This is a genomic window from Streptomyces sp. NBC_01808 (assembly GCF_035917395.1).
Lineage (GTDB): Bacteria > Actinomycetota > Actinomycetes > Streptomycetales > Streptomycetaceae > Streptomyces.
Window position 1 is genome coordinate 6,457,354 of the sequence record NZ_CP109072.1, and the last position, 26,510, is coordinate 6,483,863.

The window sequence follows — 26,510 nt, forward strand, 5'->3', positions numbered from 1 at the left end:
GGTCTCGGGCGGTGGGAGGCGGGCGGGGGGTCCGGCGCCGCGGCGCCGGACACCCCGGGTGGCGAGGGTGCGTACGGGCTACTCGCGGTCCTCCGCGGTGGCCCGGCGGCGCAGCGTGAAGAACACGCCCGCCCCGACCACCACGACGACCGCCGCGCCGCCGCCGAGCACCACGCCCATCGCCGAGCCGCCGTCGTCCGACGCCTTGGCGGCGGGGACCGCGGTGGCCCAGCTCCAGGAGCCGTCCTGGCCCCAGATGTTGCCGTTGCCCGCGGGCATCGCGGTGATCGACTCGATGTGGTCGGTGCGGTACGCCTCCACGGAGTTCGGGTACGCCAGCACGTTCATGTACCCGGTGTCGTAGAGCACCGACTGCATCTCCCGGACTATCTCCGCGCGCTTGGCCGGGTCGTCGTACGCGGCCAACTGCTCGGCGTAGAGCCGGTCGTAGTCCTTGTTGCAGATGAAGTTGTCCGTCTGCCCCACCACGTCCTCCGACTCCGGCAGCGCGGCGCAGGTGTGGATGGCCAGGACGAAGTCCGGGTCCGGGTTGACCGACCAGCCGTCGAAGGCGAGGTCGTACTCACCGGCCACCCACGGGTCGCCCACGTTGTCCAGGCACTGCAGGTCCAGGCCGATGCCCAGCTCGCCCCACCACTCCTCCAGGAACTTGCCCGCCGCCTTGTCCTTGGGGTCGGTGGAGTGGCACAGCATCCGGAAGTTCAGCGGCTCGCCGTCCTTGCCGACGCGCTTGCCGTCCTTGAGCTTGTAGCCCGCCCGGTCCAGCAGCCGCGCCGCCTTCTCCGGGTCGTAGCCGATCTTCTGCTCGGCGGACGGCTTCCAGTGGTAGTCGGCGAACCGCGGCGGGATGTAGCCCTCGCCCTCGACGCCGTGCCCCTGGAGCACCTTGTCCACTATCGCCGTGCGGTCCACCGCCAGGAACAGCGCCTCGCGCACCCGTGGGTCGAGCAGCGCCGGATGGCCGTCGCCGAACTTGCGGCCCTCGACGTCCCGCGCCCCGGGGTTGGTGGCGATGGCCCAGAAGCGCCGCCCCTGGCCGTCGTTGACCTTGATGTCAGGCTGGCCCTTCAGCGACGCGGCCTGCGCCGGCGTCAGGTCCGGCACGAAGGACACCTCGCCCTTGCGCAGGGCGGCGACGGCGGCGTCGGTCTCCTTGTAGTACTTGAACGTCACCTCGTCGAACTTCGGCTTGCCCCGCCAGAAGTTCTCGTTCGGCTCGAAGGTGACGTGCGAGTCGGTCTTGAAGCCCGTCAGCACGAACGGGCCGCTGCCGACGACCGGGAAGTCGGAGTCGTTGTTGAACTTCCCGAGGTCGTCGACGTCCTGCCAGACGTGCTTGGGCACGATCGGCAGGTCCATCGAGTTCATCGTGGCCTGCGGCTCCTTCAGCTCCACGACGAGCGTGCGCGCGTCGGGCGCCGAGACCTTCGCGAAGTTGGCGACGTACGAGCCGTTGGCCGCGCCCGCGGCCTCGTCGGTCATCATCGTGTGGAACGTCCAGCGGGCGTCCTCCGCGGTCAGCGGCTTGCCGTCGGACCACTTCACGCCGTCGCGGATGGTGTACGTCCACGTCTTGCCCGCATTCGAGGGCTCCCACTTCTCGGCCAGCCCCGGGATGGGCTCCTGCGTCTTGACGTCGTAGTTGACGAGGGAGTCGTACATCAGCCGGTTCAGGCTCGTGGCCACGAGGGTGACCGCGAGGAACGGGCTGAGCGAGTCGACGGACTGCGCCACGGCGGCGGTCAGGACCGTCTTGTCGCCGTCGTCGCCGTCGTCCTGGGCGGAGGTCGCCACGGCCGGTCCCGCGGTGGCGGCGCCGAGCAGCGCGAGGGCCGCGGCGCCCGCGCACAGCGCGCGGCGCAGCCGGCTGCCGGAGCGGGCGGCGGGGGTCGGTCGGCGGAGTGGGCCGGGCGTCGGGGCGTTGTCGTCGGTGGGCTGCATGACACCTCGCGGTCTTCAGGGGGCGGGATGCCGGCTGACCGGCCTGGGGGTCGGGTCTGTCTAGCGAGGTTGGTCTAAACATGTCAACGATCGTGACCGGCCTGTACGAGGGCGATACCCGGCTGAAACGCGAATGAGGCCCGCGCCTTCAAAAAGGCTGCGGGCCTCATTGGTTCAACCCAATGGCGGCAGGCCGGGCGGACGGCAGGACGGGGCCGGCGGCGCGACGCGTTCCCCCGTGCGCCCGCGGGCGCGCGTCTGCGCTGGCCGGCCCGCCGGTACGGACCCGGGGCGGCCGGCGAGCCGGGCCCCCTGCGGATCCGCCCGGGGCGTCACCCGTACGGGCTCGGGCCGGACTGCGCCTGCGACGGGCCGGTGCCGGGCGAGCCACCCGGATAGCCGCCGCCGCCCGGGTACCCCCCGCCCGCGCCGTAGCCGCCGGGGCCGCCCGCGCCGCTGCCCTGGCCGGGCAGCGGTGGCATCGCGTGCGGCGGCTGCTGGCCGCCCTCGCCGGTCCACAGGCCCTGTGCCTGCTGGGCGCGGGTGAAGTCCTCGGCGACGAGCGTGGCGAGGTTGAAGTACGCCTCCTTGGTCTTCGGCCGCATCATCGACAGGTCCAGCTCCGCGCCCGCCGACAGGTGCTCGTCGAACGGGATCACCTGCACCGCGCGGGTGCGCTGCTTGAAGTGGTTGACGATGTCGTCGATCTTGATCATCTTGGCGGTCTCGCGGACGCCGGAGATGACCGTGATGCTCCGCGAGACCAGGTCGGCGTAGCCGTGGGCGTGCAGCCAGTCCAGCGTGGTGCTGGCGCTGGACGCGCCGTCGACGGAGGGCGTGGCCACGACGATGAGCTGGTCGGCGAGGTCGAGCACGCCGCGCATGGCGCTGTAGAGCAGGCCGGTGCCCGAGTCGGTGAGGATCACCGGGTACTGCTTGCCGAGCACGTCGATGACGCGGCGGTAGTCCTCGTCGTTGAACGTCGTGGAGACCGCCGGGTCGACGTCGTTGGCCAGGATCTCCAGGCCGGACGGCGCCTGCGAGGTGAACCGGCGGATGTCCATGTAGCTGTTGAGGTACGGGATCGCCGTCACCAGGTCGCGGATCGTCGCGCCGGTCTCGCGGCGCACCCGGCGGCCGAGCGTGCCGGCGTCCGGGTTGGCGTCGATCGCGATGACCTTGTCCTGCCGCTCGGCGGCGAGGGTCGCGCCGAGCGCGGTGGTCGTCGTGGTCTTGCCGACGCCGCCCTTGAGGGAGATCACGGCGATGCGGTAGCAGGACAGCACCGGGGTGCGGACGAGGGCGATCTTGCGCTGCCGCTCCTCCTCGGCCGCCTTGCCGCCGAGCTTGAAGCGGGACAGGCCGCCGCGCTCCGACTTGCGCTGCGGCTTGTGCTTGTCGTGCAGCAGTTGCTCGGAGGACAACTCGACGGCCGCGGTGTAGCCGAGCGGGGCGTTGTGCACCGGCTGGCGGCGCTGCTCGGGCGTGACGTCGGGCCAGCCGCCGGACCGCGGGTCGCCGCCGGGCTGGGCGGGGGGCGCGGGGGAGGTGGCCGGGGAGAGCGCGCCCTGGCCCGGGGCACCGGTCTGGGCGCCGCCGGCGGGCGGCAGACCGGGGGGCGGCTGGGCGGGCTGACCGGGCTGGGCGGGGAGTTGGCCGGGCTGACCGGGCTGGGCCTGGTGGCCGGGCTGCTGGCCCGGCTGCCGGCCGGGGTGGGCCTGCTGCGGGGGTGGGGCGGGGAGGCCGGGGTAGGGGCTGGCCTGCTGCCCGGGGCTGGCCTGCTGTCCCGGCTGGTTCTGCTGGCCGGCGGGGGGCTGGGGCCAACCGTAACCGCCCTGCGGGGCACCGGAGTCGGGCTGCTGGGCGGCCGGTGCCACGGGCACGCCGGAGGGCGACGCCACGGTCCAGCCGGGCGGCGGCTCGGCGGCGGGCCCGGAGCGGGGTGCCTCGGCGCCGGCGGCGGGCGCGGCCGGGAGCTGGCTGCCGGGCGCGGAGTGCGCGCCGTGCGGCGGTGTGGACGCCGCGGGGGCGGCGCCGGGGGCGTCGGTGGCGCCGGGCGGTACGGCACCCGGAGCAGGCAGGCCCGGGTACGGCTGCTGCGGCGGTGCCGCGGCGGGCGGGGCGGAGGGCGCCGCCGGGGGAGCCGCGGGAGGCTGCGGCGCGGACTGCTCAGGGGCGGGCTGCCGGGTGGGTGACTGCCAGGGCGCGCCCGGGGCGGGCGGCGGGCCGGACGGCAGGTCCGCGGCCGGGGGGCGCTGCTGCTCGGCGGCGGGGAACTGCGGGGGGAGCGGCGGCAGCGCCGTGGGCGAGGCGGACTCGTCGGGGGCGGGCGCGGCCGCCCAGGGGTTCGCGCCCGCGGGCGCGCGGTCCGTCGCGTACGGGCTGGCCTGCGGCGGCGCGTCCTGCGGCTCGTCGTCGTCGCGGGCGGGCGCGGCGTCGGCCGGGACCCGGTCCTGCACCTCGGCGGCCGCGGGCACGGCGTCGTTCGGCTCGTCGTCCGCGGGCGTACGGTCCTGGACCTCCGCGGCCTGCGCGCGCAGCGAGGCCGGCGAGAAGCGCATGGTCGCGCCGCTCACCACGTCGCCCCTGTCCGGCTCGTCCTGCGCCGCGTCGTCGTCCTGGCCCTGATCCTGGTCCCGATCCGCCTGCGCGGCGGCGCCGGGCGCGGCGTGGGCGACGAGCGGGGTCAGCGTGCGCGTGGCGTCGTCGCGGTACGGGGCGGGCGTACCCGCCTCGTCGGCGTCCGGCCGCGGCGGCGCCGCGAACTGCGGTGCGGGGAAGGCGGATACGCCGCCCGCGGGCGCGTCGCCGTCCGCCTCAACGGCGGGCTGCGTACCGGGAACGGGCGGCCATGCGGCCCCCGCCTCCGGCGCCTCGGCGCCTTCGCCGGACGCGTCGGTCCCGTCGTCCGCGGCTTCCTGCGTGCCGGCGAAGGCGGGCCACGCGGACCCGGACGCGGTGGACTCGCCGGTGCCGGCCGCGCCGCCCTGCCAGTCGGTGCCGGAGGAGGTGCCGGCCGGGTCCTGTGCCTCGGCGGCTTCCCCGGCCGCGGCCGGGGAGGTGGCCGGGAACGGCCAGGCCGCGCCCGATCCGGACGCCTCGCCCGCGTCCGCGGCCGGGGCGGCGGTGCCGTGCCAGCCGGTGCCGCTCTGCCAGTCGGTGCCGGACGCCTCGGACTCCGCCTCGGGGGTCTCGTCGGTTTCGGTGGCTGCCGCGGTTGGTTCGCCGTCGTCCGCCGCCCGGTCCTCGGCCGCGCTCGCGGACGGGAAGGGCCACCCCGACTCCGGCTCGCTGCTCCGCCAGCCGGTCCCGGACGGGGAGTCCTCGCCGGCTTGCGCGGCGGGGGCCGCCTCCGGAAGGGAGGGCCAGCCGGTGCCGGACGGGGAGTCGTCGTCGGCCTGCGCGGCGGGGGTCGCCTCCGGGAGGGCCGGCCAGTCGGTGCCGGCCCCGGAGTGCTCGCCGGACGTCTCGGTGGCCGCGGGCGAGTCGGCGCCTGTGTCCCGGTCGTCGTCCGCGTCGGCGGACTCCGCCGTGGCGCCCGCGGGCTCCTCGTCCGCCTCGGGCGCGGCGGAGGCAGTGTCCTGCTCGTCGTACGCCGCGGTCCCGTGGTCAGCCGTACCGTCGGTGCCCGCCGGGGCCGCGGAGGCGCCGCCTCCGTACCAACTCGGGGCGCTCACCGGGGAGGACGTGAACTCCTCGGCCTCCGCCGCGGGCGCGGCATCGGTCCCGGCGCCCCCTTCGTCGTCGGTCCCGGCCTCGGGCGCCGCCGGGGTCACCGGCAGCGCCGCGAACGCCACGGCGGCCGGGTCCGTGGCCGCCGTCAGCGGCGGGGAGTCGTCCTCGTCCGCGTACGGCTCGTCGTGATCGTCGTCCCGGTCGTCGTCCTCGTCCCGGTCCTGCTCCGCGGCCGGTTCGGCGGCCACGGGAGCCGCCTCCGGCCCGGGCGGCGTCGCGGGCTCCGGGGCCCGCGGCGGCTCCGGCTGCGTCGCGGGCTCCGCGGCCTGCGGCGGCTCCGGCGGCTCGTCCGGCAGCGTCAGCAGGAACGGCGGCGGCGTCATCGACTCCGGCACCGGCCCCGGGGCCTGAGCGTGGGCCGCGGTGAAGCCGTTGGGCAACGGAGGCATCGCCGAGCCGGCGTGGGGCGAGCCGCTGCCCGCCTCCTCGTCCTGTCCGGTGCTCGGCGGCGGCACCCCCTGCGTGTACCAGGCCGCGGGCGCCGGGCTGCCGGTGAACTCGCCCGTACCCTCCGGCTCCGTAGCGGACCGCTCGACATCGGGGCTGGTCCGGCCCGCGCCGTTCTCGTCCCGATCGCTGCTCACTGTGCCTCCCAGATCCCCTCGCACCACGGCGGTCGTGCCGGCGCCTGCCCGGTGCCGTGTGCTTCTCCCACCCTAAGGGGAGTACGGAGCGCGCCGGCAGGCCGGACTGTCGCAATCGGCAACGGATGTGTCACCGTTCAGAACACCGGACCCGCGCGGGCCACGGCGCACCCCGCGGGACCGTCCGCCCGACTGCCGGTCAGAACACGGGGTTTGCGGTCAGCGACCCCGTGTAGAGGACGAACACCCTGTTGTTCGCGGCGGTCATGGTCCAGTCGTCCCGCTCACGCGACGTGCGGCGGTCCTCCCACGCCAGCCTGCCCTTGCCGATGTCGTAGACCTTTATCGCGTCCGGATCGACGCTCGACGTCGTCCCGGCCCACAGCGAGTTCCCCTGGACCACCGGCGGGTACTTCAGCGCGACGGCCGTGGCGTCCTGCGTCCACTCGATCTCCCGTGTCCTGGTGTTCCGCACGGTGAGGTTCGTGTCGTTCACGGCGTAGAGCAGGTCCCCGTCCAGCGCCGGTGCGCTCCAGATGTACTCGCCCTTCGGGTCCTCGTTCCACTCCACCTTTCCGTCGCCCTTCAGCGCGTACGCCGTCAGCCCGTCCCCGCCCGCGTACACGAAGCCCCCGCCGACCGCGCACGGCAGCGCGTACGAGCTGCGCTGCGGGGTGTCCCACACCTTCTTGCCGTCCCGGGTGTCGACCACCGCGAGCTTGCCGTCCGAGCCGGAGAGCACCAGCATGCCGTCGGCCGTCGTGGCCCACGCGGGCTTGCTGACGGTCGACTTGACCGGCAGCGGGACCGTCCACCGCTCCTTGCCGTTCGTGCCGACCGCGCGCAGTTCGCCGTCCTTCGTCGTCACGTACGCGCCCCGCGCGTCGCCCGCGAGCACGACCGCCGCCCGGGCGTCCGGCGCCGACCACTGCTCGCGCCGGTCGCGCCCGCGCAGCCCGTACACGGCGCCCTCGGCGTCCGCCGCGGCGAAGGTGTTCTCGTCGAGCGCCGCTCCGCGGGCCGCCGCCGCGGCGTCCTTCTGGCGCCACTTCTCCTTGCCGGTGCGGATGTCCAGGCCCGCGACGCTGCCGTCGGCCATCGCGGCGACCAGCGTCTCGCGCAGCGGAAGCAGCATCGGCGTATCGGAGTTGAGCCCGCCGACCGGGCCCCAGAGCGCCGCGGGGGCGTTGTCGGAGCTGTAGCTCTTCAGCGGCTGCGCCGCCCACGGGTCGCGCTTGGGTGCCGCGGTCGTGCCGCCGTCGTCCTTGCCCAGCCACCACCAGGAGGCCGTGCCCGCGCTCGCGGCCACCACCGCGCCGCCGGTGCCGAGCGCAACCAGCAGCCGCCGCCGCGACGGCCCCGGCACCTGGGTGTCGCCGGCCGCGGGGAGCGCGGCGAGGCGGCCCGCCTCCTGCTCGCGGCCCGCGATGTCCTCGGCGAGCGGGCCCTGCCGCCAGACGGCCTCGGCGCCGGGCGGCGGGGCGAGGGCGGCGGCGATCTGCGGGGGAGTGGGCCGGTACGCGGGGTCCTTGGCCAGGCACGGGGCGATCAGCGGGTAGAGGTCGGGCGGCAGCCCTTCGAGCCGCGGCTCGCCGTGCACCACCTCGTACTGCACGGCCGCCACATGGCTGCCCTGGTACGCCGTCTGCCCCGTCGCCGCCAGGGTGAGCACCGCGCCCAGCGCGAAGACGTCCGCGGGCGGGCCCACGCGCTGCCCGAGCACCTGTTCCGGCGGCCCGTAGCCCGGCGTGACGGGGGCCTCGCCGGTGCTGGTGAGGGTCAGGCCGTGCTCGGGGCGGGCGATGCCGAAGTCGATGATCCGCGGCCCGGTCGCGGTCAGCACGATGTTCGGCGGCTTGACGTCGCGGTGGACGAGGCCCGCCGCGTGGATGTCGGTGAGCGTGTTCGCCAGCGCTGCGCCGACCGCGCGCAGCGCCGTGCCGTCCAGCGGCCCGTACCGCTCGACGGCCTCCGCGAGGGTCGGCCCGGCGAGGAACTCGCAGGCGATCCACGGCCGTCCGCCCTCCGTCTCGGCGCCCAGCACCCGCGCCACGCCGGGGCTCTGCACCGCCTGCGCGGCGTGCGCCTCGCGGACGAAGCGCTGCGCCAGGTTCGACTGGTGGGCCAGCTCGGGCCGCAGCACCTTGATCGCGGCGGGGCGGCCGGAGGAGTCACGGCCGAGGTACACCTTGCCCATGCCGCCGGCGCCGAGCACGCCGATGAGGCGGTACGGGCCGAGGCGCAGCGGGTCTCCGGTGCCGAGGGGTTTCATTGACGTACCGCTCCTGGGGGAAGTTCCTACTGAAGGGGAAGCCCGCGCACGTCGGCCGCGGTGACGACGAGGACGACCTTGGCGTCGTCCTGTTCCAGGACCATGGGGCGCTCGTTGTCCTCGGGCCCCCGGTACGACCAGGCCGTCCGGTGCTCCTCGAGGTCGACCGCCCGCACCCAGTCGCGCCCGCCGGTGCCCACGTAGGCGTACTTCTTGCCGACCACCGGCGCGACGATGAACGCCTGCGGCCCGGCCCAGTCCGCCTTGGCCTCCCACTCGACCTCGCCGCTGGCGCCGTCGATGGCGATGAGCCCGTTGCCGTTCTCGACGACGTACACCTTGCCGTCCTTGACCGCCGGGGTGCCGTACAGCCGGGTGCCGGGGCCGAGGGCGGCGCGCGCGTCGCGGCCCTCGCCGACGGACCAGCCCACCTCGCCGTCCGACAGCCGCAGCGCGGTCAGGTCACGCAGGCCGAGGAGGACGTGGCCCTTCGCGGTCGGGAACTGCTGCAGCCCGGCCAGCGACTCGCGGTCCTCCTTCGGCGCCTTCCAGGTCCAGCGCACCTCGCCGCTCCTGGCGTCGATGCACGTCAGGGTGGACTCGACCCGGATGAGCGCCTCGTTCTTGGTCAGCGCGGTGGCGTACGAGGGGCCGGTGTCGGGGGACTTGTTGTCGTACCCCCACAGCAGCTCGCCGGTCTTCATGTCCGCCGCCACGAACTGCGAGGTCCACGGCGTCTTCTCGACGATCTTCTTCTTCGTCTTCTTGTCGCGGTAGACCCGGGTCACCCAGCGGGTGCTCGCGCGCAGCAGCACGATGCCGTTCTCGGCGGCCTCGATGGCCGTGCCCCTGATGTCCGCGCCGTTGAGGACGACGTCCTCCTCGGAGTCGCCGGTCTCGGGGTCGTTGACGAAGAGCGCGTGGGTGCCCTCCCCCGAGACGCTGCGGCTGCCCACGGAGTAGAACCCGGAGTCGTCGCCGATGATGCCGAGCGACGGGCTGAGCGACTGGCTGACGCCGCGCAGCTTGCCGTTGCGGGCGTCGACGAACTGCCCGCCGCCCGTGGTCGTGAGGAGCAGCACGTAGTTCCCGCCCGTCGCCAGGCTGAACGCGCCGCCGCCGCCGACGACCGGGCGCGTCCACAGCTCCTTCGGCGCGGCCGGCTTCTTCGCCTTCGGCTTGGCCGCCGGCTCCTTGCCGTCGTCGCGGAGGTACGCCCACGCCCCCACCCCCGCGCCGCCGACGGCCACGGCGCCCGCGCCCGCCAGTGCCAGCACCTTGCGCCGTGAGGGGCCGGAGCCCGCGCCCAACTCGGTCTCCATGGCGGCCTGCTCAGGCGACGGCAGCCGCGGCGGCTGCGGCTGCCAGGCGACGGCGGCGCGGCGCAGGATGTCGGCGTGCAGCGCGTCCGGGAGCTGGTCGGCGAAGTCGGCCGTACCGTCCGGCAGCCCCTCGGCGAGCAGCATCGCCAGCTCGTCGGTGCCGGGGCGGCCCTCGGGCTCCTTGGCCAGGCAGCGCTGGAGCAGCGGCAGCAGCCCGGCGGGCACGCCGGACAGGTCGGCCTCGCCGTAGCGCACCCGGTACAGGAGGTCCGCGGCCTGCCCGCCGCCGAAGGGGCCGTGGCCCGTACAGGCGAAGACCAGCACGCCGGCGAGCGCGAACACGTCGCCGACCGGGGTGTGTTCGACGCCGGACGCCTGCTCGGGCGACATGAAGGCCGGCGTGCCCGCGGCGGTGCCGGTACGGGTCAGGTGGTCGTCGCCCGCCGCTCGGGCGATGCCGAAGTCGATGACCTTCGGCCCCGCCGCCGTCAGCAGGATGTTCGACGGCTTGAGGTCGCGGTGGACGACGCCGGAGCGGTGCAGTTGCCCCAGCGCCTCGCAGAGTGCGGCGCCCAGCGCCCGCGTCGTGGTCTCGGGCAGCGGCCCGGACACCGCCACCGCTTCGTCCAGCGGCGGGCCGAGCACGTACTCGGTCGCCAGCCACGGCGTCTCCGCCAGCGGGTCGGCGTCGACGACCTCGGCGCCGTAGTGGTCGCCGATGACGCGGGCGGCGTCGGTCTCCAGCCGGAAGCGGGTGCGGAACTCGGCGCCCGCGGTGCCGGCTTCGCCGCTGACGAGGTCGGCGTGCATGGTCTTGAGCGCCACGGTGCGCCCGCCCGCGGAGCGGGCGAGGTAGACGGTGCCCATGCCGCCGCTGCCGAGGCGGGCGACGAGCCGGTACGGGCCCAGTTGCTGCGGATCGTCGTGGGTGAGGGGCGTAGCCATGGGATCAGTCCACCGGGAGTGCGTAGAGGGCGTCCTTGGACAGGACGAGGGCGATGCCGTCGTCCGCGGCGAGCACGCGGCCGGAGACGCCCGTGCCGTCGTCGGTGGCGCCGCCGGCCTCGCTGACCGTGGCGAACCGCCAGAGCGGGGCGCCGTCGCGGGTGTCGAACGCCTGCACCTCGGCGTCGTTGCTGTAGAAGAGGGTGCCCCCGGTGCCGCTGAGGACGACGTTGGTGACGTCGAAACGGCCGCCGGAGTAGACCGGGGTGCGCCACACCGGCTTGCCGTTCTTCACCGACAGCGCCGTCACCTCGGCGCCCTGCGTGCCGTACAGCACGCGCGAGCGCGCGTCGGTCAGCTCCCCGGAGAAGTGCTCCTTCATCGGGTGCTCCCACACCTTCTTGGCGCCGCGCGTCTCGAACCCCCGCAGCGCGTCGGCGTCGTTACTGGGGCTGACGAGCACCCCGGACCCGGTCACGAAGGTGCTGGGGCCGTCGTAGTCCTCGATCCCGGCGAACTTCTGCTCCCACGCCTTGTCCCCGCTGCGCCGGTCGAGCGCGAGGTAGGTGAAGTCGAAGCCGGAGGTGGGGGCGCTGGGGACGAGCAGCTCGCGGCCGCGGATCTTCATCCTCTCGCCGTCGCTGAGCGGATTGTCGTTCAGGTCGCCGTAGCCCTTGGGCAGCGGCTTGTTCCACACCTCTTCGCGCTTGCGGGTGTCGTACGCGACCATGGAGAACTCCTCCATGTCGGAGCCCCGCGTGGCCAGGAAGTAGACGATCCCGTCGACCGCGCCGACGGCCTCCTGGAAGGACATCTTGCTGTTCAGCGAGTAGTCCTCGATGGCGCCCTTCGACTTGCCGCCGGCGAGGTCGACGACCTCCATGGCGCCGAACGTCGGGATGAGGAGCACCTGGCCCCGGCCGAGGTCGATCAGGCCCCCGTCCGCGAACACGTCGGAGTCCCACGCCTTCTTGCCGGTGCGCACGTTCACGGCGGTGAGCGCGCCCATCGTCTCCACGACGGCGATCTTGCCGATGAGGCTGACCGAGTCGGCCTCCTGACCCTGCAGCGAGTACTGCCACAGCGGCGTGGGCGCCGCGCCCTTCGCGGGGGTGGTGCGGTAGACAGGCGGATCCTCTTTCGTCGCACGGCGGTACGCGTACACGCCGCCCCCGCCGACCGCGAGGCCGGCGGCGCCGAAGGCGAGGCCGCGCAGCAGCGCGCGGCGGCCCGGGCTCGGCGGGGGCACGGAGGTCTCCCCGGCGCCCGCCCCGGCCGACGTCTCCGGGGTCTGCCCGGGGGCGGGCGGCCCGCCGGGGCCGCCGGACGCGCCGGGGCCCGGCGGGGGTGCGAGCGGGCCCTGCGCGGGCAGCGACGGCAGTTGCGCGGTCAGCGCCGCGGCGACGGCGCCGGGCACCTGCTCCTGCCCCGGCTCGGCGGGCAGGGCCTGCTGCGCCTGCTGAAGCTGCTGGAGCAGCGCGTCCGCGCGCGGGCGCTGCGCCGGGTCCCGGGCCAGGCAGCCGGCGAGGACGGAGGCCAGCGGCTCGGGCAGCGCGGCCGGGTCGGGGGAGTGGGCGCCGGTGGCGGCGTACGCCAGCACCACGCCCAGCGCGTAGATGTCGCCCAGCGGCCGCGGCACCCCGCCGGCGTGCTGCTCCGGCGGCAGCCACGCGGGCGGCAGCCCCGGCACCGCCGTACGGGGCCCGTCGCCCGGCGCCGCCGCGCGCACCGCGCCGTACGCCACGAGCCGCGGCCCGGCCGCCGTCAGCAGCACCGCGGCGGGCGTAAGACCCGCGTACACCAGGCCCTGCGCGTGCGCCTGGAGCACCGCGGCGGCCAGCGACACCCCCATCCGGCAGACGTAGGGCACCGGCAGCGGACCGCCGTGCGCCGCCAGCGCCGCGGGCAGCGGCAGCGCGGGCGCGCAGTCGTACGCCACCCACGGCTCCTCGTCCTGCGGCGCCACCCCGGCCACCGGCGCGGCGGCAGGACCGGCCAGCCGCGCGGACGTACCGGCCTCGGAGGCGAACCGGACCCGGAAGCCCGGGTCGGCGGCGAGCGCCTCGGGCGGCGTCATCAGCACCACGACCCGGCCCAGCGGCTCGCTGTACGCCAGATGGAACCGCGGCCCGTCGGCGCCGGGCCCGCCTTCAGGACCGTACGTGCCCAGCGGCGCGACGATCCGGTGCGGGCCCACTCTCTCCTGGCCGCCGACGGTGGTGCCGGTCGCGCCGCCGGTGTGACCGCCGGAGCCGGTCAACGTGTGCATACGAACAATCCCCCTTGCCGCCGCGCGCTCAGTCCAGCGGCAGCGCGTACACGCTGCTCCCGCTCGCGATCACGGCCGTGTCCTTGCCGACCGCCACCCGGCGCCGGTGTGCGTACTTCGGCTTGCCCGGCCGCATGTCGGTGAACCGCCACAGCAGGTCGCCGCCGTCCGCGTCGTACGCCAGCACCTGCGTGTCGTCGCCCGCGATCAGGAGCTTCCCGTCGGGCGTGACGTGCAGCGGCGGCGCCTGGACGAGCACCCCGACGTAGGCGAGCTGCGGGTTGCGCTTCCACTGCTCCTCGCCCGACTCCTGCGCCACGGAGTGCACGGCGCGGAAGGTGTCGAGGGCGTGGACCATCTCGCCCTGCACGGCGGGCGGGCCGAGGTTCTGCGGGTTGGTGCTCTCCATGTCCTCGTCCCACGGCTCCGCGGTCAGGCTCCACAGCTCGTCGCCGCCGCCGCTCGCGTCGTACCCGCGCATCGTCTTGCCGGCGGTGGCGACCAGCAGGTCCTTGCCCGCCGCGGCCCAGTGGCCGCCCGCCATCCCGGCGTACTCCTGCGCCCACCGCTCCTCGCCGCTGCCGAGGTCGAGCGCGGAGACCGCGGCCGGCTTGTCGCGGTGCCTGGCGTCCTCGTCGGCCTCGGGCACCAGGACGACCGAGCCGCCGAGGAAGAGGGCGGCGGTCGCGGCGGCCGAGCCGGGCGAGCGCCACAGCTCGCGGCGCTTGGCGAGGTCGTAGCCGACGACGGTCAGCTCGCCGCCCTCCTCGACGGTGAACGCGGCCGTGTCGCCGGTCACGCCGAGCAGCGCGCGGTACGGCGTCTTGCCGCCCCGGCGGAACTTCTCCGACGTCCACGCCACGGAGCCGTCCGCGGCGTCGAGCACCGTCAGATCCTTGCCGGGCACCAGCACCATGCCGTCGGCGAGCGGCACCGCGGGCGCCGACGCGCGGACGTCCGACTGCTCCCACAGCTCCTCGCCGGTGCGCAGGTCCAGCGCGAAGACGCCGGACTTCGCGACGACCAGCGCGGCGGTGCCCCCGGCGACCGCCGGCGGGCCGACCGGCTCCACCTTGCCCAGGCCCTTGCCCCACAGCACGGGGGGCGGGGCGCCGTTCAGCCGCTTCCTCCCGGTGGTGCGCGCGGCCAGCCGCTCCGCGGTGGTCGGCGGCGGAGGCGGGTCCTCCGTGGTCGCGGCCCAGGCCGCGGCGCCGCCGGCCGCGACGCCCACCGCCCCGCCGGCGATACCGGCGAGCAGGGCGCGGCGGGTGGCGGGGCGGCCGATGACGGTGGCGCCGCCGATCAGGTCCGGCGCGCCGGGGGTGCCGGGGTCCGGCGCCGCGAGGAACGCGGGGTCCGGCTCGGTCTCGGCGGCCAGCACATCGGCGGCCTGGAGCGCCAGCGCGGCGCTGACCCGGCGGGGCAGCCAGCCGGGGGCCAGGGCGGCACCGGAGCGGGTGGTCGCCGCGTCGAGCACGGTCCCGGGGGCCGCCGCGCCCATGCCGGGGGCGGCGGAGTGGCCGGGTGCCGCGGCGTGCAGCAGCTCGGGCAGCAGCGCGGCGGCGGTGGGGCGGCGGGCCGGGTCGGGGTGGAGGCAGGGCTCCAGGACGGCGCGGAGTCCGGGCTGGAGCAGGTCCAGCGGGTTCGCGGGGGTGCCGTAGGCGCCGGTGGCGTACGGGTCCGCGGCGTACGGTTCTGAGCCGTATCCGGGATCGCCGGTGAGCGGGTCCGTCAGCGGGTCGGCGAAGGCCCCCGCCTGCGGGTCCGCCGCCTGGTCGCCGGGAACCAGCCCGGTCGCGGCGTACAGGAGCACCGCGGCCAGCGCGTACACGTCCCCCAGCGGCCGCGGCCGCCCGCCCGCCGCCTGCTCCGGCGGCAGGAACTCCGGTATCAGCCCGGCAAGGCGCTCGCGCGGGCTGCCGTCGGCGCCCGCCGCGCTCACCGTGCCGTAGCCGGTCAGCAGCGGTCCTTCACCGGTGAGCAGCACGGCCGTCGGGTCGAGTCCGCCGTGCGCCATGCCCGCGGCGTGCAGCGCGGCCAGCGTCTCGGCCAGCGCGGCGCCCACGGCGTACACGGTGCGCTCGGGCAGCGGGCCCTGCTGGGCGTCCAGCGCAGCGGGCAGCGGCAGCGCGGGCCGGTACGGCATCGCCCACCACGGCGGCCCCGTGGCCGACAGCTCGCCCACCGGCGCCAGCCACGGGCCGCCCGTACCGCCGAGGCGCTGGGCCTCGGCGGCGGCGGCGTGGAAGCGCCCGGCGTGGCCGTGGTCGGCGGCCGTCGCCTCGGTGCGCGGTGCGGTGATCAGGACTGTGCGTTCGCCACCCGGTGCCTGCGCGATGTAGCGCGCGACCGGCGCGCGCATCTCGCCCGCGTCCGTGTCCAGACGCCCCACCGGCCGGTACGCCCCGAACTGCTCGGGGTCGTCGAGTCGCAGCGGTTCCATACCCCCTCCTAGGAACTGGCCGCACGCAGCCTACCGGGGACGGCCGGGCTCCGCGCCAGGCGGGGGGGTAATTGGTCCCGCGCGGCAGGGGAGAAAGCCCCGCGCGAGAGCCGCGGATTCTTATCCGGAAGTGGCGTGCACCACATGCCTCTGAAGGAATCCTAAAAGCAGTAGTAGGTGAATCGGACGAGGGTCCGGGACTTTCGCCCCTATGGTCGCCGGACTTTTGGCACGGGAGCCCGCCGGACTTTTGGACACGGGCCGCGCGAGCCACTCTGACCTGCATATACGACCTACGCCAGCCCTCCCGTGCGCCGTCCGGGGCCGTTCTCGCGACCGTTCTCCGAGGGTCCGCAAGGGGTAGAAAAACCCAACTCGCCGCTACGACCCAGGCTCGTACCAAGGGTCCTTGTCCGTCCCGATCCGACGCGTTACCAAGGTGATGCGACCTCGGAGCGCAGCCGGGGTCGAAACCTTTCTGGAGGGAATTCAGAGAATGTTCAAGCACGCCAAGTTCACCGCCCCCATAGCCACCACCGCGATGCTCGCCGCCGGCGGCGGCATGGTTCTCGCCCTGGGCTCCGGGGTGGCCACGGCCGACAGCAAGCCCGACTGGGTCAAGCCCGTCACGGCCAAGTACGACGTCACCGGTCAGTACAACCAGGGCGGTGCCCGCTGGGCCGCGAAGCACAGCGGCCAGGACTTCGCCGCCCCCACGGGCACGAAGGTCAAGGCGGCCAGCGACGGCACCGTGGTCACGGCCGGCTGGGGCGGCGCCTACGGCAACAACATCGTGATCAAGCACAGTGAGGGCGTCTACACCCAGTACGCCCACCTGTCCAAGATCGACGTGAACGTCGGCGAGACGGTCAACGCCAAGGAGCTGATCGGCAAGATCGGTACGACCGGCAACTCCACCGGGCCGCACCTGCACTTCGAGGTCCGTACCACCCCCGTCTACGGCTCCGCCGTCGACCCGGTCGCGTTCCTCAGCAAGCACGGTGTCAAGATCTGACCCGCACCCCCGGCCCCGCCGGGCGGCGCCGGACGGCGGTCTTCGGGCCGCCGTGCGGCTGGTAGGCTGTCGGACGGTTCGCGTGAGCGCCCCCGTATCCCAGGGGTGAGGCGCCGCGACCGCCCCGCCTGCCGAGTCACCGCAGATTCCCTGTGACCAAAACCAGGGACGCTCGGCGGCGCCGAACCCGAGGAGTGGGAAGCATGTCGCTCGACACCGCGACCAAGAAGAAGATCATGGCCGAGTACGCCACGAAGGAAGGCGACACCGGCTCCCCCGAGGTCCAGGTGGCGATGCTCACCCAGCGCATCAGCGACCTGACCGAGCACCTGAAGACCCACAAGCACGACCACCACTCGCGCCGCGGTCTGCTCCTGCTCGTCGGCCGTCGCCGCCGGCTGCTGCAGTACCTGGCGAAGAAGGACATCGCCCGCTTCCGTACGCTGGTCGACCGCCTCGGCATCCGCCGCGGCGCCGCCGGCGCCCGCTAGCGCCGTACGAGGGAGCGGCTCCCGCACCGGGAGCCGCTCCCTCGGCGTATGCCCGCTGCGCTCCGGTTTCGCCCGGACGCCGGGCCGCTCCGTCCGTACGGACCCTTACCGAACGGTTGCCAGCCAGCCGTCGAGATGCCGCCAGGGGGACTTGTACTCTGGTCGGCAGGACATCAGCACAGAGTGAATACGGGGAGCAACCGCCCGCAGCCGCCGGACCAGTGCCGACAGCGGGCGCCGGTCCTCGGTAGTGGCCTTCGGAGCACGCGAGAGCGCGCACCCCGGTGGCTTCGATCGAAGACCGGCCCGGCCTACAGCCGCTCATCCGGCCCGAGCCTGCCGCGCGGGTGCTCCACCGCTCACCGCCCACGCCACACGGGCGTGGGCGCAGACGAGGAGAATTTCCTGGTGGAGAACGAAACCCACTACAGCGAGGCCGTCATCGACAACGGCTCGTTCGGCACCCGCACCATCCGCTTCGAGACCGGCCGGCTCGCCAAGCTCGCCGCCGGCTCCGCCGTCGCCTACCTCGACGACGAGACCATGGTCCTCGCGGCGACCAGCGCCTCCAAGCAGCCCAAGGACCAGCTCGACTTCTTCCCGCTGACGGTGGACGTCGAAGAGCGCATGTACGCCATCGGCAAGATCCCCGGCTCCTTCTTCCGCCGCGAGGGCCGCCCCAGCGAGGACGCCATCCTCACCTGCCGGCTCATCGACCGGCCGCTGCGCCCCTCCTTCAAGAAGGGCCTGCGCAACGAGATCCAGATCGTCGCCACCATCGAGGCGCTCAACCCCGACCACCTCTACGACGTGGTCGCCATCAACGCCGCCTCCGCCTCCACCCAGTTGGCGGGCCTGCCGTTCTCCGGCCCCATCGGCGGCACCCGTGTCGCCCTCATCCGCGGCCAGTGGGTGGCCTTCCCCACCCACGCCGAGCTGGAGGAGGCCGTCTTCGACATGGTCGTCGCCGGCCGGGTCCTGGACGACGGCGACGTGGCGATCATGATGGTCGAGGCCGAGGCCACCGACCAGACCGTCGAGCTGGTCAAGGGCGGCGCCACCGCGCCGACCGAGGAGGTCGTCGCCGCCGGTCTGGACGCCGCCAAGCCCTTCATCAAGACCCTCTGCAAGGCGCAGGCCGACCTCGCCGCCAAGGCCGCCAAGCCCACCGGCGAGTTCCCCGTCTTCCTCGACCACCAGGACGACGTGCTGCAGGCGCTCACCCAGGCCGTGCGCGACGAGCTGGCCCGGGCCCTCACCATCAGCAACAAGCTGGAGCGCGAGGCCGAGCTGGACCGCGTCAAGGACGTCGCCGCCGAGAAGCTGCTGCCGCAGTTCGAGGGCCGCGAGAAGGAGATCTCCGCGGCGTACCGCGCGCTCACCAAGGAACTGGTGCGCGAGCGCGTCATCCGCGAGAAGGTCCGTATCGACGGCCGCGGCGTGACCGACATCCGGCCGCTGGCCGTCGAGGTCGAGGCGATCCCGCGGGTGCACGGCTCGGCGCTCTTCGAGCGCGGCGAGACCCAGATCATGGGCGTGACGACGCTGAACATGCTCCGCATGGAGCAGCAGCTCGACACCCTCAACCCGGTGACGCGCAAGCGCTACATGCACAACTACATCTTCCCGCCGTACTCCACCGGCGAGACCGGCCGCGTCGGCACCCCCAAGCGCCGCGAGATCGGCCACGGCGCGCTCGCCGAGCGCGCCATCGTGCCGGTGCTGCCCAGCCGCGAGGACTTCCCGTACGCGATCCGCCAGGTCTCCGAGGCCCTCGGCTCCAACGGCTCGACGTCCATGGGCTCCGTCTGCGCCTCGACGATGTCGCTGCTGAACGCCGGTGTGCCGCTGAAGGCCCCGGTCGCCGGCATCGCCATGGGCCTGATCTCCAAGGAGATCGAGGGCGAGACGCGCTACGTGACGCTGACCGACATCCTCGGCGCCGAGGACGCCTTCGGCGACATGGACTTCAAGGTCGCCGGCACCAAGGAGTTCGTCACCGCCCTGCAGCTCGACACCAAGCTCGACGGCATCCCCGCCTCCGTGCTGGCCGCGGCCCTGAAGCAGGCCCGCGACGCCCGGCTGCACATCCTCGACGTGATGATGGAGGCCATCGACCGGCCGGACGAGATGTCCCCGCACGCCCCGCGGATCATCACCATCAAGATCCCGGTGGACAAGATCGGCGAGGTCATCGGCCCCAAGGGCAAGATGATCAACCAGATCCAGGAGGACACCGGCGCCGAGATCACCATCGAGGACGACGGCACGATCTACATCGGCGCCGCCGACGGCCCGGCCGCCGAGGCCGCCCGTACGACCATCAACGGCATCGCCAACCCGACGATGCCCGAGGTCGGCGAGCGCTACCTGGGCACGGTCGTGAAGACCACCTCCTTCGGCGCCTTCGTCTCCCTGCTCCCCGGCAAGGACGGTCTGCTGCACATCTCGCAGATCCGCAAGCTCGCCGGCGGCAAGCGCGTGGAGAACGTCGAGGACGTCCTCGGCGTCGGCCAGAAGGTCCAGGTCGAGATCGCCGAGATCGACCAGCGCGGCAAGCTGTCCCTCATCCCCGTCCTGGAGGACGAGGAGAAGGACGGCGACGACGCCGGGAAGTCCGAGGACGAGTCCGCGAAGTGACCCTGTCCCGCAGCAGTCGGAAGGCGGCCCGCCCCCCGTACCGGGGGCGGGCCGTCCCCCGTCCGCGCTCCACCACCGCGACGCTCCTCGAAGGCGCCGACGGCTCCGACGGCGCCGGCACCGTACGCAAGACGGTGCTGCCCGGCGGGCTGCGCGTGCTCACCGAGAGGCTGCCCGCCGTCCGCTCCGCGACCTTCGGCATCTGGGCGCACGTCGGCTCCCGCGACGAGACCCCCGCGCTCGGCGGCGCCACGCACTACCTGGAGCACCTGCTCTTCAAGGGCACCAGGACGCGCTCGGCCCTCGACATCTCCGCGCCCATCGACGCGGTCGGCGGCGAGATGAACGCGTTCACGGCCAAGGAGTACACCTGCTACTACGCGCGGGTCCTCGACACGGACCTGCCGCTGGCCATCGACATCGTCTGCGACATGCTCACCGGCTCCGTCATCCGCGCCGAGGACGTCGAGGCCGAACGCGGCGTCGTCCTCGAAGAGATCGCGATGACCGAGGACGACCCCGGCGACTGCGTCCACGACCTCTTCGCCCGCACGATGCTCGGCGACACCCCCCTCGGCCGCCCCGTCCTCGGCACCGTCGAGACCGTCACGGCCCTCACCCGCGACCGCGTCGCCCGCTTCTACCAGCGCCACTACGTGCCCACCCGGCTCGTCGTCGCCGCCGCGGGCAACGTCGACCACGACGACGTCGTACGCCGCGTGGCCGCCGCCTTCGACCGCGCCGGCGCGCTCGACGCCACCGACGCCGCCCCGCACGGCCCCCGCGCCGGCAGCCGCACGCTGCGCACCGCGGGCCGCTTCGAGCTGCAGGAGCGCCGCACCGAGCAGACCCACCTCGTCCTCGGCGCCCCCGGCGTCGGCCGGCACGACGAGCGCCGCTGGGCGCTCAGCGTGCTGTCCGCGGCCCTCGGCGGCGGCATGAGCTCCCGGCTCTTCCAGGAGATCCGGGAGAAGCGCGGCCTGGCCTACTCCGTGTACTCGTACACCTCGGGATTCGCCGACTGCGGCCTCTTCGGCGTCTACGCGGGCTGCCGCCCGGCGCAGGCCGCCGACGTGCTCAAGCTCTGCCGCGAGGAGCTGGCGCTCGTCGCGAAGAAGGGCCTGCCCGACGACGAGGTCGCGCGCGCCGTCGGCCAGTTGTGCGGCTCCCTGGTGCTGGGCCTGGAGGACACCGGCGCGCTGATGCACCGGCTCGGCAAGAGCGAGCTGTGCTGGGGCGAGCAGATGTCGGTCGACGACATCCTGGCCCGTATCCGCGCCGTCACCCCCGACGACGTCCGCGAGGTGGCCGCGACCGTCCTGGGCCGCCGCCCGTCCCTGTCCGTCATAGGACCGGTCACGGACCGCCAGGCCACCGCGCTGCGGGCGGCGGTGGCCTGAGGGAGCGGGGCGCGGGTGCCGCGCGGACACGGCGTAACGTGGGCGCGTGCCCGAGGGCCGCGGCGAAGCCCCCTCCCGGAGCAACCCCATCGACACCGGAGGTAGTACGCGCATGACCACCCAGCTCAAGGTCGGCGTCATCGGCGCCCGCGGCCGTATCGGCTCCGAGGCCGCCAGGGCGGTCGAGGCCGCCGAGGACATGGACCTCGTCGCCGCCGTCGACCGCGAGGACGACCTCGCGGAGCTGACCGGGGCCGGTGCCCAGGTCGCCGTCGAGCTGACCCACCCGGACTCCGCCCCCGCCAACGTCGACTTCTGCGTACGCAACGGAATCCACGCCGTCGTCGGCACCACCGGCTGGACCGACGACCGCCTCGACGCGCTGCGCACCCGGCTCGCGGAAAGCCCCGGCACCGGCGTGCTCATCGCCCCGAACTTCTCCCTCGGCGCCGTCCTCACCATGCACTTCGCCAGGCAGGCCGCGAGGTTCTTCGAGTCCGCCGAGGTCGTCGAGCTGCACCACCCGAACAAGGCCGACGCCCCGTCCGGCACCGCGACCCGCACCGCCCGCCTCATCGCCGAGGCCCGCCGCGAGGCCGGCCTGCCGCCGCAGCCCGACGCCACCGCCACCGCCCTGCCCGGCGCCCGCGGCGCCGACGTCGACGGGGTGCCCGTGCACGCCGTACGGCTCCGGGGGCTCCTCGCCCACCAGGAGGTGCTGCTCGGCGACACGGGGGAGACCCTCACCATCCGGCACGACTCGCTGCACCACAGCAGCTTCATGCCGGGTATCCTGCTCGCCGCCCGCCGGGTGCCCGCGACCCCGGGGCTGACGGTCGGCCTGGAACACTTCCTCGACCTCGGCTGACGCCGCCTCCCGGACCCCGCTCATGCGCTCGAAGATCACGTACATCGTGCTGTCGGCCGTGCTGGTCGTGTACTTCTTCCTCGCCGGCACCCGCGGCTGGTACCTGCTGCGCGAGGGCACGCCCCTGACCGTCGCCTTCGGCGTCGCCGTGCTCGTGCTCCCCGCCATCGGCATCTGGTTCCTGTGGCACACCACCGCCTTCGCCCGCGCCGCGAGCGCGCTGGCGCGGGAGCTCGACGCCGAGGGCGGGCTGCCGGTCGACGAGCTGGAGCGCACCCCCAGCGGCCGTATCGACCGCGACTCGGCCGACGCCGTCTTCCGCCGCCGCAAGGCCGAGACGGAGGCGGCGCCGGAGGACTGGCGGAGCTGGTTCCGGCTGGCGGTCGCGTACCACGACGCGCGCGACACCCCGCGGGCGCGCAAGGCGATGCAGCAGGCGATCAGGCTGCGCAGAGCGGCGGGCTAGCGGGGGCGTCCGTCCGTACGCGGGCGGGCGTCGCCCGCGGCGCTACGGGAGCGTCAGCGCAGCTCCGTCGCCCACGCCTCGACGGTGTCGGCCGCCCGGTCGAACGCCTCGGGGCGGCTCAGGAAGTCGGCGTTGGTGTCCGTCAGCAGCGGCCGCAGCGGCGCCGCAGCCCCGCCCTGCCCCCGCCGCCCCGCGGCCGGGACCACGAGGAGCGCCTGCCCCTGCACCGTACGCGGCAGGCCGAGCCACTTCACCGGCTGCTGCACGGTCCGTACGGCGGCGACCTCGTCCCACGCCAGGGTGACGGTGCGGAGGAGATGCACCTGCCGCAGCCCGTGCGCGCTCACCCACACCCCGACCCGCAGCAGCCGCAGCGCCGCCAGGATGAAGCCCACCGCCACGCCCGCGCAGGTCAGCGCGCCCGTGACCGAGTCCGCGAGCAGCATGATGACGGTCGCGAAGAGGAGATACGAGGCGAGCAGCAGCTCGATGGCCGCCATGAGTACCCGCCAGGGTCCCGGACGATACGGCCGGCGCCAGCGGTCACGGTCGGCGTAGGGGAGGGGCGCGTCGCCGGCGACGTCTCCGAAGTCGCGGTCGGCGGTCAGAAAGGGCAGTGGCACGCCTGCGAGGCTAGCGAGGCCCCGGCGGGCCCACCACCCCGGGGGTGCGGACGGGGCATCCGGGGCGCCTGTGACGGCGGTGACGCGGGCAGCGTCAGGGGGTGTGCTGCGCGGACCCGGGGTCGTCGCTGAGCTGCATGGCCGGGATGCCGAACACCACCGCGCCGACGAGCCCCGCCACTATCAGCACCCCCACCAGCGCCCGACCGGCGATCTCCCCGATCCCGGCGCGTTTCACGGGGGGCGGCACGGGGACGTCGCTGCGGAAGCGGTCGGCCTCCGCTACGAAGGCGAACGGAACGGGCTCACGCCGACGGCGAAGCATGCGGGGCACCACCTCAGGGCTCGTGGGTTTGTCGACTTGACTCCTGTCATCCGGGCAACGTCGGAACGTCCCGTAAAGTGCCCAGATCCAGGGCCATGTGCCGAATACCTCTCAAAGGTACCCGGCTGTAGCGGGTGCCCGGCGGGCCGGCGGAGCCGGGAGCGCTCAAAAGTCGCTGCGAAATGTCTGGAATGGCAGTTATTGCGAAGTTCACCTAGGCTGAGGATACGAACCCGGTACTGCTTGAACCCCCGAGCAGGCAGTGCCGGGTTCTCCCGCGCCTGCCGCACCGCACGCCACCCAAGCGCGCACTCCGGGCATTCTTACGAGTAGCGTGTGACTCATGGCTCCGACATCCACCCCGCAGACGCCCTTCGGACGGATGCTGACCGCCATGGTCACGCCGTTCACCCCCGACGGCGCCCTCGACCTCGACGGCGCCCAGCGACTCGCCGCCCACCTCGTCGACGCAGGCAACGACGGGCTGGTGCTCAACGGCACCACCGGTGAGTCCCCCACCACGAGCGATGCGGAGAAAGCCCAGCTCGTACGGGCCGTGGTGGACGCCGTCGGCGACCGCGCCCACATCGTCGCCGGAGCCTCGACGAACGACACCCGGCACAGCGTCGAGCTGGCCCGCGCCGCCCAGGACGCCGGCGCCCACGGCCTGCTGGCCGTCACGCCGTACTACAGCAAGCCGCCGCAGCAGGGCCTCTACGCCCACTTCACGGCCATCGCCGACGCCACCGACCTGCCCGTGATGCTCTACGACATCCCCGGCCGCAGCGGCGTCCCGATCAACACCGAGACCATGGTCCGGCTGGCCGAGCACCCGCGGATCGTCGCCAACAAGGACGCCAAGGGCGACCTCGGCCGCGCGAGCTGGGCCATCGCCCAGACGGGCCTGGCCTGGTACTCCGGCGACGACATGCTGAACCTGCCGCTGCTGTCCGTCGGCGGCGTCGGCTTCGTCTCCGTCGTCGGCCACCTCGTCACCCCCGAACTGGTCGCCCTCGTCGAGGCGTACACCGGCGGGGACGTGACCAAGGCCACCGAACTGCACCAGCAACTGCTTCCCGTCTACACCGGCATGTTCCGCACCCAGGGCGTCATCACCGTCAAGGCGGCGCTCACCCTGCGGCAGATGCCCGGCGGCCCGCTGCGGCTGCCCCTCGTGGGACTCTCGCCGGAGGAGACCGAGCAGCTCAAGCGGGACCTCAAGGGCGGCGGCGTGCACGTATAGCCGTACGCGCCCGGCCGTACGCGTCGCACCACCGCCGTCCTCCCCGCCACCGAGACGTCACAACCGCATACCGAGAAAGCCGCGGCGCGGCTTCAGGGAAGCCGCCGTCGCACGCATCCATGTGCGCCCCGCCCGGGCCCGCCGCCGGGACCCGGCCGGTGCGCATGGTGAGGAGAGACCTTGAGCCATCCCCATCCCGAACTCGGCCCACCCCCCGCACTCGCGGAGGGCGCCCTGCGCGTCACGCCGCTCGGCGGACTCGGCGAGATCGGCCGCAACATGACCGTCTTCGAATACGGCGGCCGCCTGCTGATCGTCGACTGCGGCGTCCTCTTCCCCGAAGAGGAGCAGCCCGGGGTCGACCTGATCCTTCCCGACTTCTCCACCATCAGGGACCGCCTCGACGACATCGAGGGCATCGTCCTCACGCACGGCCACGAGGACCACATCGGCGCCGTGCCGTACCTGCTCCGCGAGAAGGCGGACATCCCCCTGATCGGCTCCAAGCTGACCCTCGCCCTCATCGAGGCCAAGCTCCAGGAGCACCGCATCCGCCCGTACACCCTCCAGGTCGCCGAGGGCGGCAGGGAGCGCATCGGGCCCTTCGACTGCGAGTTCGTCTCCGTCAACCACTCCATCCCGGACAGCCTGGCCGTCGCCGTCCGCACCCCCGCGGGCGTCGTCGTGCACACCGGCGACTTCAAGATGGACCAACTGCCCCTCGACGGCCGCCTCACCGACCTGCCCGCGTTCGCGCGCCTCGGCGAGGAGGGCATCGACCTGCTGCTGGTGGACTCCACCAACGCCGAGGTCCCGGGGTTCGTGGCCCCGGAGAAGGACATCTCCGGCGTGCTGCGCGGGGTGTTCGCGGCGGCGCAGCGAAGGATCATCGTCGCGAGCTTCGCGAGCCACGTGCACCGCATCCAGCAGGTCCTGGACGCGGCGCACGCGTACGGCAGGAAGGTCGCCTTCGTCGGCCGCTCCATGGTCCGCAACATGGGCATCGCCCGTGACCTCGGCTACCTGCGGGTGCCCGCGGGACTGGTCGTCGACGTGAAGACCCTCGACGACCTGCCGGACCGCGAGGTCGTCCTCGTCTGTACGGGCTCGCAGGGCGAGCCGATGGCCGCCCTGTCCCGGATGGCCAACCGCGACCACCAGATCCGCATCGTCGCCGGCGACACCGTCATCCTCGCCTCGTCCCTGATCCCGGGGAACGAGAACGCGGTCTACCGCGTGATCAACGGCCTCACCCGCTGGGGCGCCAACGTCGTCCACAAGGGCAACGCCAAGGTCCATGTCTCGGGCCACGCCTCGGCCGGCGAACTGCTGTACTTCTACAACATCTGCAAACCCCGCAACGTCATGCCGGTCCACGGCGAATGGCGCCACCTGCGCGCCAACGCCGAACTCGCGGCGGCGACAGGCGTCCGCGCGGACCGCATCGTCATCGCGGAGGACGGCGTGGCCGTCGACCTGGTCGACGGAGTCGCCAAGATCTCCGGCAAGGTCCAGGCGGGATACGTGTACGTCGACGGCCTCTCCGTCGGCGACGTGACGGAGTCCTCGCTCAAGGACCGCCGCATCCTCGGCGAGGAGGGCATCATCAGCGTCTTCGTCGTGGTCGACAGCACGACGGGGAAGATCGTGGGCGGCCCTCATGTCCAGAGCCGCGGCTCCGGTATCGAGGACGCGGCGTTCCGGGACGTCATCCCGAAGCTGGAGGAAGCCCTCGCCAAGTCCGCCTCGGACGGCGTAGCCGAGACACACCAGCTCCAGCAGTTGGTCCGGCGCACGGTGGGCAAGTGGGTCTCCGACACCTTCCGCCGCCGCCCGATGATCCTCCCGGTCGTCGTCGAGGTCTGACACCCCCCGGGAGCCGCCCCGTTGCACACGGCCCGGCCCCA

At 74.0% G+C, this 26,510-nt stretch carries 16 protein-coding genes; 8 read left to right on the forward strand and 8 right to left on the reverse strand.

Annotation, left to right across the window (positions count from 1 at the left end; genetic code table 11):
* Window positions 1–78 precede the first annotated feature (78 nt).
* The 6 genes from OG946_RS28605 to OG946_RS28630 form a co-directional block, all read right to left on the reverse strand.
* Window positions 79–1,962: an ABC transporter substrate-binding protein gene (locus tag OG946_RS28605; protein WP_326798848.1), complete on the reverse strand. Its 1,884-nt coding sequence runs from the start codon at window positions 1,960–1,962 to the stop codon at window positions 79–81.
* 332 nt (window positions 1,963–2,294) lie between these two features.
* Window positions 2,295–6,281 carry an SCO5717 family growth-regulating ATPase gene (locus OG946_RS28610; RefSeq protein WP_326798850.1) on the reverse strand — a complete coding sequence of 1,329 codons (3,987 nt, stop codon included), beginning with the start codon at window positions 6,279–6,281 and terminating at the stop codon, window positions 2,295–2,297.
* Window positions 6,282–6,480: 199 nt separating this feature from the next.
* Window positions 6,481–8,553 carry a protein kinase domain-containing protein gene (locus tag OG946_RS28615; protein WP_326798851.1) on the reverse strand — a complete coding sequence of 691 codons (2,073 nt, stop codon included), beginning with the start codon at window positions 8,551–8,553 and terminating at the stop codon, window positions 6,481–6,483.
* 26 nt (window positions 8,554–8,579) lie between these two features.
* Window positions 8,580–10,820 carry a protein kinase domain-containing protein gene (locus OG946_RS28620; protein WP_326798852.1) on the reverse strand — a complete coding sequence of 747 codons (2,241 nt, stop codon included), beginning with the start codon at window positions 10,818–10,820 and terminating at the stop codon, window positions 8,580–8,582.
* Between the two features lie 4 nt (window positions 10,821–10,824).
* Entirely contained in the window at window positions 10,825–13,089 is a 2,265-nt protein-coding gene (locus OG946_RS28625; protein ID WP_326798853.1) for an outer membrane protein assembly factor BamB family protein, read from the reverse strand.
* Window positions 13,090–13,117: 28 nt separating this feature from the next.
* Window positions 13,118–15,532, reverse strand: coding sequence for an outer membrane protein assembly factor BamB family protein (locus OG946_RS28630; protein ID WP_326798854.1), 2,415 nt, complete (start codon window positions 15,530–15,532; stop codon window positions 13,118–13,120).
* 496 nt (window positions 15,533–16,028) lie between these two features.
* Here OG946_RS28630 and OG946_RS28635 point away from each other — a divergent pair, with 496 nt between their 5' ends.
* The 6 genes from OG946_RS28635 (at window position 16,029) to OG946_RS28660 (ending at window position 22,412) form a co-directional block, all read left to right on the forward strand.
* On the forward strand, window positions 16,029–16,547 hold the full coding sequence (locus tag OG946_RS28635) for a M23 family metallopeptidase (RefSeq protein ID WP_326798855.1): 519 nt from the start codon (window positions 16,029–16,031) through the stop codon (window positions 16,545–16,547).
* A 203-nt stretch (window positions 16,548–16,750) separates the two neighbouring features.
* Entirely contained in the window at window positions 16,751–17,038 is a 288-nt protein-coding gene (gene rpsO / locus OG946_RS28640; protein WP_027743620.1) for a 30S ribosomal protein S15, read from the forward strand.
* Between the two features lie 408 nt (window positions 17,039–17,446).
* Window positions 17,447–19,678, forward strand: a complete 2,232-nt coding sequence (locus OG946_RS28645) for a polyribonucleotide nucleotidyltransferase (protein ID WP_326798856.1) — start codon at window positions 17,447–17,449, stop codon at window positions 19,676–19,678.
* The gene (locus tag OG946_RS28650; RefSeq protein ID WP_326798857.1) at window positions 19,675–21,078 is read left to right on the forward strand and encodes a M16 family metallopeptidase; all 1,404 of its coding nucleotides are present in this window, start codon (window positions 19,675–19,677) and stop codon (window positions 21,076–21,078) included. Before OG946_RS28645 ends, OG946_RS28650 begins: the two co-directional genes overlap by 4 nt.
* Window positions 21,079–21,190: 112 nt before the next feature.
* Window positions 21,191–21,946: a 4-hydroxy-tetrahydrodipicolinate reductase gene (gene dapB / locus OG946_RS28655; RefSeq protein ID WP_326798858.1), complete on the forward strand. Its 756-nt coding sequence runs from the start codon at window positions 21,191–21,193 to the stop codon at window positions 21,944–21,946.
* A 22-nt stretch (window positions 21,947–21,968) separates the two neighbouring features.
* On the forward strand, window positions 21,969–22,412 hold the full coding sequence (locus OG946_RS28660; protein ID WP_326798859.1) for a hypothetical protein: 444 nt from the start codon (window positions 21,969–21,971) through the stop codon (window positions 22,410–22,412).
* A 53-nt stretch (window positions 22,413–22,465) separates the two neighbouring features.
* Here the strand turns inward: OG946_RS28660 and OG946_RS28665 are convergent, their stop codons facing one another.
* Entirely contained in the window at window positions 22,466–23,035 is a 570-nt protein-coding gene (locus OG946_RS28665; protein ID WP_326798860.1) for a hypothetical protein, read from the reverse strand.
* 94 nt (window positions 23,036–23,129) lie between these two features.
* Entirely contained in the window at window positions 23,130–23,360 is a 231-nt protein-coding gene (locus tag OG946_RS28670; protein ID WP_326798861.1) for a hypothetical protein, read from the reverse strand.
* Between the two features lie 343 nt (window positions 23,361–23,703).
* Between OG946_RS28670 and dapA the strand changes: the two genes are divergently transcribed.
* Window positions 23,704–24,603, forward strand: coding sequence for a 4-hydroxy-tetrahydrodipicolinate synthase (gene dapA, locus OG946_RS28675; protein WP_326798862.1), 900 nt, complete (start codon window positions 23,704–23,706; stop codon window positions 24,601–24,603).
* Between the two features lie 180 nt (window positions 24,604–24,783).
* Entirely contained in the window at window positions 24,784–26,469 is a 1,686-nt protein-coding gene (locus OG946_RS28680) for a ribonuclease J (protein WP_326798863.1), read from the forward strand.
* The last annotated feature ends 41 nt before the right edge of the window (window positions 26,470–26,510 follow it).